The 12,873-nt window shown below is 72.5% G+C and carries 11 protein-coding genes; 6 read left to right on the forward strand and 5 right to left on the reverse strand.

The window, feature by feature from the left end:
- Positions 1 to 4 precede the first annotated feature (4 nt).
- Genes rfbB through SM418_RS26760 form a run of 4 tightly spaced genes read left to right on the forward strand, consistent with a single transcriptional unit; the run spans position 5 to position 4,201 of the window.
- Positions 5 to 1,003 carry a dTDP-glucose 4,6-dehydratase gene (rfbB, locus tag SM418_RS26745; RefSeq protein ID WP_371943893.1) on the forward strand — a complete coding sequence of 333 codons (999 nt, stop codon included), beginning with the start codon at positions 5 to 7 and terminating at the stop codon, positions 1,001 to 1,003.
- Complete coding sequence (gene rfbD / locus SM418_RS26750; RefSeq protein ID WP_371943892.1) at positions 1,000 to 1,923, forward strand: dTDP-4-dehydrorhamnose reductase; 924 nt, start codon at positions 1,000 to 1,002, stop codon at positions 1,921 to 1,923. The genes rfbB and rfbD overlap by 4 nt, the downstream gene beginning before the upstream one ends.
- A complete protein-coding gene (locus tag SM418_RS26755) occupies positions 1,920 to 3,050 on the forward strand; it encodes a nucleotide disphospho-sugar-binding domain-containing protein (RefSeq protein ID WP_371943891.1) in 1,131 nt (376 codons plus the stop codon). Before rfbD ends, SM418_RS26755 begins: the two co-directional genes overlap by 4 nt.
- On the forward strand, positions 3,047 to 4,201 hold the full coding sequence (locus SM418_RS26760) for a hypothetical protein (RefSeq protein WP_371943890.1): 1,155 nt from the start codon (positions 3,047 to 3,049) through the stop codon (positions 4,199 to 4,201). Before SM418_RS26755 ends, SM418_RS26760 begins: the two co-directional genes overlap by 4 nt.
- 97 nt (positions 4,202 to 4,298) lie before the next feature.
- Here the strand turns inward: SM418_RS26760 and SM418_RS26765 are convergent, their stop codons facing one another.
- From SM418_RS26765 to SM418_RS26780, 4 genes are read right to left on the reverse strand one after another with little or no spacing between them, the layout of a single operon-like run.
- Positions 4,299 to 5,297 carry a Gfo/Idh/MocA family protein gene (locus tag SM418_RS26765; RefSeq protein ID WP_371943889.1) on the reverse strand — a complete coding sequence of 333 codons (999 nt, stop codon included), beginning with the start codon at positions 5,295 to 5,297 and terminating at the stop codon, positions 4,299 to 4,301.
- Positions 5,294 to 6,727 carry an NDP-hexose 2,3-dehydratase family protein gene (locus SM418_RS26770; RefSeq protein WP_371943888.1) on the reverse strand — a complete coding sequence of 478 codons (1,434 nt, stop codon included), beginning with the start codon at positions 6,725 to 6,727 and terminating at the stop codon, positions 5,294 to 5,296. The genes SM418_RS26765 and SM418_RS26770 overlap by 4 nt, the downstream gene beginning before the upstream one ends.
- Positions 6,720 to 8,009 carry a cytochrome P450 family protein gene (locus tag SM418_RS26775; RefSeq protein ID WP_371943887.1) on the reverse strand — a complete coding sequence of 430 codons (1,290 nt, stop codon included), beginning with the start codon at positions 8,007 to 8,009 and terminating at the stop codon, positions 6,720 to 6,722. The genes SM418_RS26770 and SM418_RS26775 overlap by 8 nt, the downstream gene beginning before the upstream one ends.
- Positions 8,006 to 9,157 (reverse strand): nucleotide disphospho-sugar-binding domain-containing protein, encoded by a 1,152-nt coding sequence (locus SM418_RS26780; RefSeq protein WP_371943886.1) that lies wholly within the window; start codon positions 9,155 to 9,157, stop codon positions 8,006 to 8,008. Before SM418_RS26780 ends, SM418_RS26775 begins: the two co-directional genes overlap by 4 nt.
- A 472-nt stretch (positions 9,158 to 9,629) precedes the next feature.
- Between SM418_RS26780 and SM418_RS26785 the strand changes: the two genes are divergently transcribed.
- Entirely contained in the window at positions 9,630 to 11,102 is a 1,473-nt protein-coding gene (locus SM418_RS26785; RefSeq protein WP_371943885.1) for an MFS transporter, read from the forward strand.
- 90 nt (positions 11,103 to 11,192) lie between these two features.
- Here SM418_RS26785 and SM418_RS26790 read toward each other — a convergent pair whose 3' ends face one another.
- Positions 11,193 to 11,792 (reverse strand): TetR/AcrR family transcriptional regulator, encoded by a 600-nt coding sequence (locus SM418_RS26790; RefSeq protein WP_371943884.1) that lies wholly within the window; start codon positions 11,790 to 11,792, stop codon positions 11,193 to 11,195.
- 178 nt (positions 11,793 to 11,970) lie between these two features.
- Here SM418_RS26790 and SM418_RS26795 point away from each other — a divergent pair, with 178 nt between their 5' ends.
- Entirely contained in the window at positions 11,971 to 12,828 is an 858-nt protein-coding gene (locus SM418_RS26795; protein ID WP_371943883.1) for a polysaccharide deacetylase family protein, read from the forward strand.
- Positions 12,829 to 12,873 lie beyond the last annotated feature (45 nt).

Consider the following 12,873-nt stretch of genomic DNA (forward strand, 5'->3'; position numbering starts at 1 on the left):
CGCCATGCGAATTCTCGTCACCGGCGGAGCGGGCTTCATCGGCTCGCACTACGTCCGCACGCTGCTGAGCGGAGACGATCCCGAGCACGTCTCCGTCCGGGTAACGGTGCTGGACAAGCTCACCTATTGCGGCAACCCGGCGAACCTCGCCCCGGTGGCCGACGATCCCCGGCTCACGTTCGTCCGCGGCGACATCTGCGACGCGGGACTGGTCGACGCCCTGATGCCCGGGCACGACACGGTGCTGCACTTCGCCGCCGAATCCCACGTTGACCGATCGATCGGGAGCGACGTTCCGTTCGTGCGTACCAACGTCCTCGGCACGCGGGTACTGCTGGACGCGGTGCTGCGGCACCGGGTGCGGCGCTTCGTGCAGGTGTCCACCGACGAGGTGTACGGCTCGATCGCGAAGGGTTCGTGGACCGAGCAGACCAGGCTCGATCCGAGTTCGCCCTACGCGGCGTCCAAGGCGGCGTCCGACCTGCTGGCCCTGTCCTACCACCGGACGCACGGGCTCGACGTCGTGGTGACCCGGTCGTCGAACAACTACGGCCCCTACCAGTTCCCGGAGAAGCTGATCCCGCTGTTCGTGACACGGCTGCTGGAGGGCGGCAGGGTCCCGCTGTACGGGGACGGGGCCAACGTCCGCGACTGGCTGCACGTCGACGACAACTGCCGCGCGATCGACGTGGTGGCCCGGCACGGGCGGCCCGGCGAGGTCTACCACGTCGGCGGGGGCACCGAGCTGGCGAACCGGGACCTGACCGCGCGGCTGCTGGCGGCCTGCGGGGCCGGGTGGGAGAGCGTCGACCACGTGACGGACCGCAAGGGCCACGACCTGCGGTACTCCCTCGACTGCACGAAGATCGCCGAGGAGTTCGGCTTCCGGCCCGCGATCCCGTTCGAGGAGGGGCTGGCCGAGACGGCCGCCTGGTACGAACGGAACCGCGACTGGTGGCGTCCGCTCCTCGGGCGCGCGGCGCCGCCGGCGGTGCCGCGATGAGCGGGCGCTGGCTGGTGACCGGCGCCGGCGGGATGCTGGGCCGGGACCTCCTCGGCGTGCTCGCCGCCGAGGGCGTCGCCGCCACCGCCGCGACCCGCGCCGACCTGGACGTGACCGACCCGGCGGCGGTCCGCGCCGCCGTCCGCGGCCACGACCTCGTGGTCAACGCGGCCGCCTGGACCGACGTCGACGCCGCCGAACGCGACGAGGCCGCCGCGACCGCCGTCAACGGCACCGCCGTGCGGTCGCTCGCGGAGGCGTGCGCGGCCGGTGGGGCGCGGTTGCTGCACGTCTCGACCGACTACGTCTTCGACGGGACCGCGACGTCGCCCTACCCCGAGGCCGCGCCGACCGGACCGATCAACGCCTACGGGCGCGGCAAGGTCGCCGGTGAACGGGCCGTCCTGGAGTCGCTGCCGGACACCGGGTACATCGTGCGCACCGCCTGGCTGTACGGCGCGCACGGGCGCAACTTCGTCTCCACGATGCTGCGGCTCGCCCGCGAACTCGAGACGGTGGAGGCCGTCGCCGACCAGCACGGTCAGCCCACCTGGACCCGGTCGCTGGCCGAGCGGCTGGCGGCGCTCGGCCGGCGTGCCCTGGCCGGCGCCGCCCCGGCCGGTGTCTACCACGGCACCCAGCGCGGTCAGGCGACCTGGTACGACTTCGCGCGCGAGGTGTTCGGCAATGCCGGGCTGGCCGTGGATCGGGTGCGCCCGGTGCCTCTCACCCGGTTCGCCCGCCCGGCCCGCCGTCCCGCCTACTCGGTGCTCGGCCACACGCGCTGGGCGGCGGCGGGGCTCGACCCGATGCCGCACTGGAAGGACGCGCTGCGGCAGGCGTTCCGCCACCACCCGGAGGTGTGGCACGGCGCCGTGTCCGAGCGGAACGTGCCCGTGAAAGGAGAAGCGTCCCGGTGAAGATCCTCTTCACATGCTGTCCGGCGCCCGCGCATCTGTACCCGCTCGTCCCGCTGGCGTGGGCGCTGCGGTCGGCGGGCCACACCGTCCTGGTCGGGACGGCGGAGAACTTCCGTCCGGTGGTGAACGAGGCCGGCCTGCCCGCCGCGACCGTGGCGGACCCGGTCGACCTGGTGGCCTGGCTCCGGCCGCCCGAGGGCGGCCCCTTCGTCCACGGGTCGGGCCGCGACCGGGCGCTCCGGCACAGCGGCTACCGGTTCGGGGAACTCGCGGTCCGCTCGCTCCCGGGCACGGCGCGCCTGGTGGAGACGTGGCGGCCCGACCTCGTGGTCGCCGAGCCGGTGGAGTTCGCCGGCCCGGTGGCGGCCGCGGCGGCGGGCGTGTCCTGGGTGCGGCACCTGTGGGGGCTCGCCATGCGCGAGGAGATCGCCGGCGCGGCGGCCGCGGCGTTCCCCCTGCGGGCGGCGAAGGACGGGCTCCCCGCTCCGGCGCTCACGGTGGACGTGTGCCCCCGGAGCCTCCAGTACCCCGCCGTGCGGGACGCGGTGAACGTCGCCGCGATGCGCTACGTGCCCTACAACGGCCCCGCCGCCTTGCCGGGGTGGCTGCTGGGCCGCCCGCCGCGGCCCCGGGTCTGCCTGACGCTGGGCACGATCCTGGCCCGCGACCCGGCCGCGGGCGGGCCGTGGCGAACGGCGCTCCGGACGTTCACCGACCTCGGAGCCGAGGTACTGGTGGCCATCGACGACCGGCACCGGGACGTGCTCGGCGACCTGCCGGACGGCGTGCGCCTCGGGCGGCTGCCGCTCGCCGAGACGCTCCGCTCGTGTGCGGCGATCGTTCACCACGGCGGGTCGGGGACGACGATGACCGCCGCCGCCTGCGGCGTCCCCCAGCTCGTCCTGCCCCACTTCGCCGACCAGTTCGGCAACGCCGACCGCGTGTCCGGAGCCGGGGCCGGGCTGAGCCTGACCCCCGAGCAGGTGAGCGAGCAGGCCGTCGTGGCGGCGTGCCGCGCCCTGCTCGACGACGACGCCCTGAAGGACCGGGCTCGGGCCCTCGCCGCGGAGAACGCCGAGCGGCACAGCCCCGCCGAGGTCGTGGATCTGCTGGAGGAGTACCGATGAACGATGTGATCGACAGTCTGGTCGTCGCCGCCGGAGCCCGGCCCGACGACATGGCCCGCGTCGTCGACGAACGCGGCGCGGAGGCCGTCGCCGGCGCGGTGGCCGCGGAGATCGCCGCGCGCTGCCTGCCGCTGCCCGGCGTGCCCGACGTGGCCGTCCAGTTCGACGTGACGCACGGCCCGTCCCGGCTGGGACACACCTTCTCGATCACGGAGAAGGGCGTCACGGTCACCTCCGGCCGCGATCCGCACGCCCCGATGTGGATCGGCTACGAGCTGGCGGACCTCGCCCGCGAGCTGTACGGGCCGCCCGGCGGCAGGCCGGGCCGCACCCGCCGGGTCGAACTGCGGCTCGGCAGGGACTCGTCCGCCGACCGTCCCGACCCCAAGGCGTGGCTGCGGCGGATGGACCCGGTGGCGCGGGCCACCCGGGTCCTCCTCGCCGCGCTGGACCCCGTCTCGCCCGGCCTCGCCGAACTCGCGGTCCGGTACGGCACGGACAAGAACGGCGGCCTGCACTGGTTCGCGCCGTGCTACGAGCGGCATTTCGCCGAGCTGCGGGCCGAGCCGGTGCGACTTCTGGAGATCGGCATCGGCGGGTACGAGGAACCGCATCTCGGCGGCGGCTCGCTGCGCATGTGGCGGCGCTACTTCCGGCGCGGGCTGGTCTACGGCGTGGACATCCACGAGAAGTCGCTGCCGGGCGAACCGCGCATCACGACCCTGCGCGGGGACCAGAGCGACGCCGACTTCATGCGGGACCTCGCCCGGCGGCACGGCCCCTTCGACGTGATCATCGACGACGGCAGCCACCGCAGCGACCACGTGATCGGCACGTTCGGGACGCTGTTCCCGTTCCTGCGCCCCGGCGGCTACTACGTCGTCGAGGACACCCAGTTCTCGTACTGGCCCGGGTGGGGCGGCGACGCCGGCGACCTCGACTCACCGCGCACCAGCGTCGGCGCACTCAAGGAGCTGGTGGACGGGCTCCACCACGAGGACCTGCCGGACGCCGGCGCCCGCGGCGACGGCGTCCACGAGCACGTCGGCGCCGTCCACTTCTACCGCGGCATCGCGTTCGTGGAGAAGGCGGTGAATTCCGAGGGCACGCTGCCGCCCTGGATCCCGCGTTTTGGAACGGCCACGGAGTAGCCGGTGCCCCGGTGCCGCCGCCCTGGAAGGAGCGGCGGCACCGGCATGTGCGGCCACGGCGCGTCCGGGGAGCGGGAGCAGACCCACGGGCGTGGCGTCATCCGGCGGACGCCGACCGGCAGTCGGCGATGCGGCGGATCGTCTCGACCAGCTCCGCGGTGCGGATCGTCGCCTCGTCGTCCAGGCCGGTGCGCCCGGCCAGGACGTCCTCGGCGAAGGCGCCCACCGCCTGGACGAACTGGTCCTCCGCCGGCAGTTCGACGCGCTCGTCCCCGTCCTGGCCGGTGATCTCGACCACGGGACGGCGGGACGGCGGCGGCGTGAACGCGCGGTCCAGCCGCAGCCGGGCCCGGTCCCCCCACAGCGCGTACCAGGAACCGTAGGCGTGCTCGATCCCGAAGCGCACCGTCGCCGGGACCCCGCCGGCGGACACCAGCAGCGCGGTCCCGGAGACGTCCACGTCCGTGTCGCGATCGCGCCGCAGGCACGCGCCGACCACGTCGACGTCCGTCCCGAGGAAGAGCTGGGCGGCCCGCAGCGGGTAGATCGCCAGATCGTTCAGCGCGCCGCCGCCGAGCTCCGGCGAGTACCGGATGTCGGTGCGAGGGAGCGCCGGGATGCAGAACGCGCTGTCGAACTCGCGGATCTCGCCGAGCCGGCCGGAGCGGACCAGGTCGCGCACGCGGCGGTGCTGCCCGTGGTGGAGGAACATGACGTTCTCCCTGAGCAGCAGCATCCGGTTCGCCGCCAGCGACGCCAGCCGCATCGTCCCGCCGGGGCCGGTCGTCAGCGGTTTCTCGGCCAGCACGTGCTTGCCCGCGTCGAGCGCCGCCGCGGTCCACCGGTAGTGCAGGCCGGCGGGCAGCGCGACGTACACCGCGTCCACGTCGGCCCGCTCGAGGACCTCGCTGTAGCCGACCGGTTCGCCGCCGAAGCGGTCGGCGAACCGGCGCGCCTTGTCGGGGGCGCGGCTGGCGATCGCGACGACGGTGGTCAGCGGGTGCGCCTCGAAGGCGGGCAGCGCGCGGCGCCAGGCGATGCTCGCGCAGCCCAGCACGCCGACGCGGACGGCGCCGGCCCGGTCGGGCAGGGTCACCAGCGACCTCGCAGGCAGGCCAGGAGCGTCCGCGCCTGGACGTTCAGGTAGTGGCTGTGCTGCACCAGCCAGGTCAGCTGGAACAGGCTGACCCACCAGTACCCGTCGGGCGGTTCGGCGGCGGCGCCGTCGCCCGCCTCGATGATCAGGTAGCGGTTCTCGGCGTGGTGGAAGCGGCCGCCCTCCTCCGACAGCACCGTGTCGAAGTGGATCCGGTCCGCCGGGGCGCCGAGGACGTCGTCGAGGAACGGCGGGCGGTCGGCGGGCGGCAGGTGGGCGTGGTCGTCCGGTACGCACTGCACGGTCGGCGCCAGTTCGGTGACGTCGAGGTAGCCGGGCTCCACCCGGGCGTGGACGAGGACGTGCAGCACCCCGTCGACCCGCCGGACGAGCCACGCGGCGACCCCCTGGCCCTGGGGACGGACCAGCGGCTGCGCCCAGCGCCGCACCTCCCGTCCGGCCGCCTCGACCCGTACCGCGACGACGCTGAAGTACCGCCCGTCCTCGTGGGAGATGGCGTCCGGCGTCCGGCGCCAGTTGCGCACCCCGTCCAGGGGGATCAGCTCCGCGGACGGCCGGCGGCCGGCGCGGCTGCCGGTGATCCGGCTCAGCACGCCACGGTCGGAGTGCGGGCCGCCGTACGCGCCGGACAGCGAACGGACCAGCGCGTCCGCCCAGCCGTCCCCGCCCGCTTCGGCCAGGTCGTCGAGCCCGTCGCCGTACATCGGCAGGCAGGACAGGACCGTGCGGGCCTCCATGTTGACGAGGTTGTCGATCGTGAGGAACCGGTGCAACTGGCCGATCGTCAGCCAGCGGAAGTCCTCGCCGACCTCGACCTCGTCCGTGACCTCCACGATCATGTTGCGGTTGCGCTTGCGGTAGAACCACGAGCCCTGCTCGGACTGGAGCGCGTCGGCGAGCACCTGGGGCGGCGCCGCGTCGCGGAACACGTCGAGGTACGGCACCGGCCGGCCGCCGTGCACGCGCTGGTAGTTGCTCATCGTCGCCTGGACGGTCGGGGAGATCTGGACGCCGTTGCGGTTGCCCGGCTCGCTCTTGGCCTGCATCAGGCAGTGCAGGACGCCGTCGAAGTCCTTGACCAGGATGCCGAGGATGCCGATCTCCGGCTGGTGGATGATCGGCTGGCTCCACGCGCGGACCGGCCCCCGGTCGAGCCGGACGTCCAGGCCCTCGACCGAGAAGAAGCGCCCGCTGTCGTGGACGAGGTTCCCGGTGCCGGGCGCGAATTCCCACTCGCCCAGGCCGGTGAACGGGATCCGCTCCACCTCCTGCCAGAGCCGGTCGCGCCGATCGGCGTACCACGGCCAGAAGTCGTCCACGGGAGTGAGCACGCCGTCCACGGCGAGTGCCGACCGCACGAGCCGCCGCGTGAGCGCGCTGTCGGCGGTGGCAGCGGCCGGCTCACCCATCGGTCTTCGGCCCGGTCGCGGACGCATCGGACAGCTCGCCGGCTCGGGAGGCGCGGGCCCGTACCCGCCCGGGACTTATCGGCAGTTCCCGGACGCCCCGGATGATCGGGCTGTGGTGCCACGCGAGGATCTCCGGGGCGGCGGTGACCCTCAGTTCGGGGCAGCGCCGGGTCAGCGCCTCCAGCGCCACCTCGGCTTCGAGCCGGGCGAGCGGCGCGCCGACGCAGTAGTGCGGCCCGAGCCCGAAGCCGAGGTGGCGCCGGTCGGCACGATGCAGCACGAAGCGGTCGGGGACGGCATTGGCGGCCGGGTCCCGGTTGACGGCCGCGAGGGACACCATCAGCGGCTCGCCCGCGCCCACGACGACGTCGCCCACGGCGACGTCGACCTTCGGGAACCGCCAGAACGTCGTCTTGACCGAGTTGTCGAAGCGCAGGAGTTCCTCCACGGCCGGCCCGGCCAGCTCGGGGGACGCTCCGACGGCCCGCCACAGCCCGGCCTCGCAGAGCCGGAGCACGCCCGAGGAGATCAGGTTCAGCGTGGTCTCGTAACCCCCGATCAGCAGGACGAACAGCATCGACTGGAGTTCGTCGGCGGTGAGCCGGTCGCCGTCGTCGTGGGCCTTCAGCAGGTCGCTGATCAGGTCGTCGCCGGGGTCGGCCCGCTTGGCCTCGGTGAGCTTGCCGAGGTAGGAGCCCAGCCGCAGCGAGGCGTCGTGCCGCCGCTCCGCCAGGACCCCCTGGTCGGCGCCGGGCTCGGCGGAGACGATGTCGCGCACCCAGCCGCGGAAGCCCCGGCGGTCCCCGGCGGGCACGCCGAGGAGCCGGCAGATCACGATGGACGGCAGTGGCTCGGCGAAGGCGGCGACCAGGTCGGCCCTGGCCCGGCCGGTCAGGCCGTCCACGAGGTCGTCGACCAGGTCCCGGACGTGGCTCCGCAGGCCCTCCACGCGTGCGGGCCCGAACGCCCGCGACACAAGGCGGCGCAGCCGGGTGTGGTCCGGAGGATCGACGACGCCGAGGTTCGGTCCGAGGACGCTGCGGTCGGCCAGCGGGTTGCCCCGGTTCGCCGCCTGCCATTCCGGGCGCGCGTTGCGGGGATCCTTGCTCATCCGCGGGTCGAGCAGCACCTGCCGTGCCTCGGCGTGCCGGACCACGAGCCACACCCGCTGCCCGTCGGGCATCCGGCAGAGGTGGATCGGCCCGGCCTCGCGCAGTCCGGCCAGGAGGGGATAGGGGTCGGCGTCGTGGACGGGGGCGAAGGGCTCGGGGACGCCGCTCATGCCGCCACTCCCTGGGCGATGGACTCCAGCTCCGGCACGATCCGGGCGGGCGCGGGACCGGCGGCGATCGTCTCGGCGACGCCGGCCGCCTTCGCCGCGCTGCCGTCGTCGTCCAGCAGCGCGGCCACCGCCTCCCGGACGGCGTCCCGGCCCGCCGTCGCGGGGAGGGAGCGGCCCACTCCGGTCCGGGCGACCTGGTCGGCGTAGTCGAACCCGTCCATGAGGTACGGGATCACCAACTGCGGGACGCCGTGGGTCAGGGCGGTCATCACGGTGCCCGCACCGCCGTGGTGGACGATGAGGGCGCACCGGGGGAGCAGCAGGTCGAGCGGGAGCCAGCCCGCCGCGACGACGTGGTCGAGCAGCCGTCCCATCAGCGGGACGAGGTCCGGGTCCATGGCGAGCGCCACGTAGACCCGCATCCGGCCGAGCTCGTCCACGATGTCGACGAACAACCGCCGCACTCCCTCGTCCCGGGCGAGGAAGCTCCCGGCGGTGACGCAGACCAGAGGCGCCCCGAGCGGGTCGCCGAGCGCGGGCGGCAGTGCGCTCGCGCCGTTGTACGGGACGTAGCGCATCGGGCGGCCGTTCCCCAGGCCCGGGAGTTGGAACTCCGGGGGGCAGACGTCGAGATCCAGCGCGGGCGGCGCGACCTCGTCGATCTTGTCGATCTTGTCGATCTTGTCGAGGCCGGGCCGCCGGACGTCCGCGAACCCCGCGGCCGCGGCGGCGTGCAACTGGGGCCGGAACCTCAGGCCGATGGACTGGACCGCGTACGGGACGCCGCCCGCCGTCGCGGCGATCGGCCCGGCATGCTCGGTGGGTTCGCTGACCAGGAGGTCGGGCTTCCAGGACCGGACGATGCCGGCGAGGCCGTCCAGCGTGTGCGCGGCCATCCGGCCGAAGCCGCGGCCCGCCGACCGGACGGCGGACTCCCGGTCCGGCGTGGGCTCCGGACGCATGATCTCCTTGCGGTCCAGCGGCCCGCTGCTGGGCGTGCCGGGGAGCCCGGTACCGATGACGACCGGAAGGAACCCTTCCGGCGCGGCCACCATGACCTCGTGGCCGGCCGCCCGACTCGCCCACGCCAGCGGAACCATCGGAAAGAAATGCCCGTGCCCGGGACACGTGGTGAAAAGGACGCGCATCCGCACGCCTCCTACCGTTAAAGGCGTCATGATCAAGGCCATCGTCGTAGGGCGGCCTGGAACGCGGATGGAGCGGTCCTTACCGGGCCCTTGAGTCCATCGAGGATCCAAGGAAAATCGTTTGATCAAAAGGTCATTGGGTGTGAAAAGGACAAGCGGCCGAAAGGTGCGGTTCTGTGCAATGGATCCGCCTCCGGCCGACAGCGCACGCTCCCCGCACCACCACGCGACTTCACGGCCAACGAGCTCGCCAGTCGTCCAGCTGCCCGGAAATTCAGCGACCGACACAAAAGTCCTCGCCCCAAATGTCCGAACTGCTCTTTATCTCGGGGAGGGAATCCGCTCAGGAGAAGTAAGCCGGTGCCGGCGGCGCGAACTTCATGACCTCTCTCTTCCCGCAATTGTGAACGGAAGCGTCTACGCTGAGTTCGGCTAGGAACTGTTCGCCGCCGAACTCGATCAGAGGTGGAGAATGACCGTGACCGATCAGGCCGCGACGCTTCCAGCGAGCGCGGGCCGTCGCGAATGGCTCGGTTTGATGGCGCTGTTGCTCGGGGCGGCGATGGACCTGATCGACACCGGGATCGTGAACGTGGCGATCCCGTCCATCCAGGCGGACCGCGGGCTCGGCGGGGCCAGCGGTGCCACGGCCGAGTGGCTGGTCGCCGGCTACACGCTGTCCTACGGCGTCCTGCTGATCACCGGGGGCTGGCTCGGTGACCGTTTCGGTTACCGGTCGACGTTCCTGGCCGGAACCGCGATGTTCGTGGTCACCTCGCTGGCGTGCGGCCTGGCGCCCACGTCGGATGCGCTGGTGGTGGCACGGTTCGTCCAGGGCGCAGCGGCGGCGATGATGACGCCGCAGGTGCTCTCGGTGATCCAGACGCACCTCCCCCGCGAGGACCGGGGCAAGGCGTTCGGCCTGTTCAGCCTGGTGCTGGCGATCGGCCTGGTGGCCGGCCCCCAGGTCAGCGGGGTGCTGGTGAGCAGCGACGCGTTCGGCCTCGGCTGGCGGTCGGTGTTCCTCATCAACCTGCCGATCGGCCTGCTCTCGCTGATCATGGCGGCGCTGTTCGTCCCGCGCTCGGAGCGGCGCCGGTCGCTCGACCTGGACCTGGCCGGCGTGGCGGTGCTCAGCGTGGCGCTGATGATGCTGTTCTACCCGCTGGTCGAGGGGCGCGAACTGGGCTGGCCCTGGTGGGCGGTGGCGCTGCTCGTGGCCTCGCTCCCGGTGTTCGCCGTGTTCGCCTGGACCCAGGTGCGCTGCGAGCGGGCGGGACGAACGCCGCTCATCAGGCCGGGCCTGTTCCGGATGCGATCGTTCACCGGCGGGATGCTCGCCCAGGCGGTGTTCTTCGCCGGCGTGCCCGGAGTCTTCCTGGCGCTCACGCTGACCCTCCAAACGGGGCTCGGGTTCTCGCCGCTGCACGCGGGTCTCACCGGGTTGCCGTGGACGATCGGGATCGCTCTCACAGCGCGCCAGGCGCCGAAGCTGGTGGCGAAGTTCGGCCGGCTGGTGCCGCTGCTGGGTGCGATCGCCATCGGAGCCTCGATGGCCGGGCTTCTGCTGGTCGTGAAGATGGCCGGTTCCGGGATCACCTCCTGGCATTTCGCTCCGGCCCTGCTCGTCGGCGGGCTCGGCATGGGCCTGGTCGCACCGACCCTGGTGAACGTGGCGCTGTCCGACGTCCCGCAGAACGAGGCGGGCTCGGCCTCCGGCGCCGTCACCACGTCGGGGCAGATCGGCAGCGGGGCCGGGGTCGCGGTGATCGGCCTGATCTTCTTCGGCGCCCTGCCGCGGGACGCCGACTTCGCGGCGGACGGCGGCACCGCGTTCGTCGACGCGTTCTCGCGAGCGCTCCTGGCCGGTATGGCGATCTTCGCGCTCAGCGCCGTCCTGATGTTCCTGCTTCCGAAGCGCCCGCCGACCCCGAACGGTTCATGAGCGGCGCGGGCCGGTCACTGCGGACCAAGCATGTCGGCCACCCGCCCCCACCACGCACCGCTCGCAGACGGTCCTTGAGGTGAATCCTTCTCACCGCGGCCGCAACCCGCGCAGGGCGAGGTCGGCGACGCTGTCGGTGAACGCCTCATCGTGCGGGCCGGGCGCGACCAGGAGGCGGTAGTACAGCTGGCCATAGATGAGATCGATGGCGCGGTACGGGTCGATGTCGGGGGCGACCTGACCGTCGTCCTTCGCGCGGCGGATCCGCTCGGCGACCAGTTCCCTGGTGGGGCCGATGAGGCGTTCTCTCAGTTCGGCGGCGAGGTTCGGGTCGTGCTGGGCCTCGCCGATGAGCCAGGCCAGCACGGGCCGCGTGTCGCCGATCGCGCCGAGCCACGCGCCCTTGACCATCTGCTTCAGGTCGGCTTCGAAGTCGTCGCTCTGCGCTGATCGAAGGCGCTTGTAGAGGTGGTCGTCGAGCCGCTGTGCCCAGGCGTCCAGGACGACCGCGCCCCTGGAGGGCCACCAGCGGTAGATCGTCCGCTTGCCCACGCCCGCGCGCGCCGCGATGCCCTCGATGCTGACCTTCGCCAGGCCGCTCTCGCTGGCCATGGCCAGCGCGGCCTCCAGGATCGCGGCGGTCGTCTGAGGATTGCGCCGGGCGGGATCGGGCGTGTGCGAAGGGCTCATGTCACCTCATCTTCGGCCGGCCTCTCACGCTACCGCAGTGGAGAGACGATCCGGTCCGTGTTGACATCCCCTCGGCATCCTGTCCTATTCTCGGGAGACGAACCGATCCGTATCGCGATAGGGACCGGTTCGTCTCCCGCCGTGAAACGGGCGGGACGACCCGCTGGAAAGGGACCTCATGCGCAACGAGCTGTACGACTACAGTCCGATCATCGATCGCGCGCCCATCACCTGGCCCGGAGGGGCCCGGGTGGCATTCTACGTAGGGCTCAACGTCGAGCACTTCGTGCTGGGCAAGCCGTCCACCAGCATCAACGAGGCGACCGCGACGCTCGTGCCCGACCCGCTGAACCACGGTTGGCGCGACTACGGCCCCCGGGTGGGCATCTGGCGGATGATCGAGGCGTTCGACCGCCACGGCGTGCGCCCCAGCGTGCTGCTCAATTCGGACGTCGCCGAGCAGTATCCGCAGATCATCGAGGCCGGCAATGCCCGGAACTGGGCCTGGCTCGCGCACGGCAAGAACAACTCCACCGTGCAGCCCGAGGTGGAGGCGCAGGAACGGGCGTACCTGACGGAGGTCGTAGAGACCATCGAAAGGGCCACCGGACGGCATCCCCGCGGTTGGCTGGGCCCGGCCCTGAGCGAGACTTTCCAGACTCCGTCGCTTCTGGCCGAGCTCGGCCTCGACTACATACTGGACTGGACCAGCGACGACCAGCCGTACCGGCTGAACGTGCCCGGCATGATGAGCGTCCCGTACACCCTCGAGCTCAACGACCTGGGACTGTTCACGGCCCACTCCATCAGCGGTCCCGACTTCGTGCAGATCGTCAAGGACCAGCTTGACCAGCTGTACAGCGACTCCGAGCACAGCGGTCGGGTCATGGCCCTGGCCCTGCATCCCTTCGTCACGGGGCAGGCGTTCCGCCTGAAGTACCTCGACCAGGCGCTCGAATACGTCGTCAACCACCCCGGCGTCTGGAACACCACCAGCGACGACATCGCCGCGCACTACGCCGGCACCGCCGGCTGAGCGACGTAACGCAGCCCAGGAGCGCCACGGGCCGGACGCGACAGC

Origin of the sequence: Actinomadura chokoriensis, from assembly GCF_041463665.1 — a bacterium.
Classification (GTDB): Bacteria; Actinomycetota; Actinomycetes; order Streptosporangiales; family Streptosporangiaceae; genus Spirillospora; species Spirillospora chokoriensis_A.

Excerpts from the sequence above, each read along its gene's own strand:
- rfbB (WP_371943893.1), top strand. The coding sequence starts at position 5 with ATGCGAATTCTCGTCACCGGCGGAGCGGGCTTCATCGGCTCGCACTAC.
- rfbD (WP_371943892.1), top strand. The coding sequence starts at position 1,000 with ATGAGCGGGCGCTGGCTGGTGACCGGCGCCGGCGGGATGCTGGGCCGG.
- SM418_RS26760 (WP_371943890.1), top strand. The coding sequence starts at position 3,047 with ATGAACGATGTGATCGACAGTCTGGTCGTCGCCGCCGGAGCCCGGCCC.
- SM418_RS26770 (WP_371943888.1), bottom strand. The coding sequence starts at position 6,727 with ATGGGTGAGCCGGCCGCTGCCACCGCCGACAGCGCGCTCACGCGGCGG.
- SM418_RS26775 (WP_371943887.1), bottom strand. The coding sequence starts at position 8,009 with ATGAGCGGCGTCCCCGAGCCCTTCGCCCCCGTCCACGACGCCGACCCC.
- SM418_RS26780 (WP_371943886.1), bottom strand. The coding sequence starts at position 9,157 with ATGCGCGTCCTTTTCACCACGTGTCCCGGGCACGGGCATTTCTTTCCG.
- SM418_RS26785 (WP_371943885.1), top strand. The coding sequence starts at position 9,630 with ATGACCGTGACCGATCAGGCCGCGACGCTTCCAGCGAGCGCGGGCCGT.
- SM418_RS26790 (WP_371943884.1), bottom strand. The coding sequence starts at position 11,792 with ATGAGCCCTTCGCACACGCCCGATCCCGCCCGGCGCAATCCTCAGACG.
- SM418_RS26795 (WP_371943883.1), top strand. The coding sequence starts at position 11,971 with ATGCGCAACGAGCTGTACGACTACAGTCCGATCATCGATCGCGCGCCC.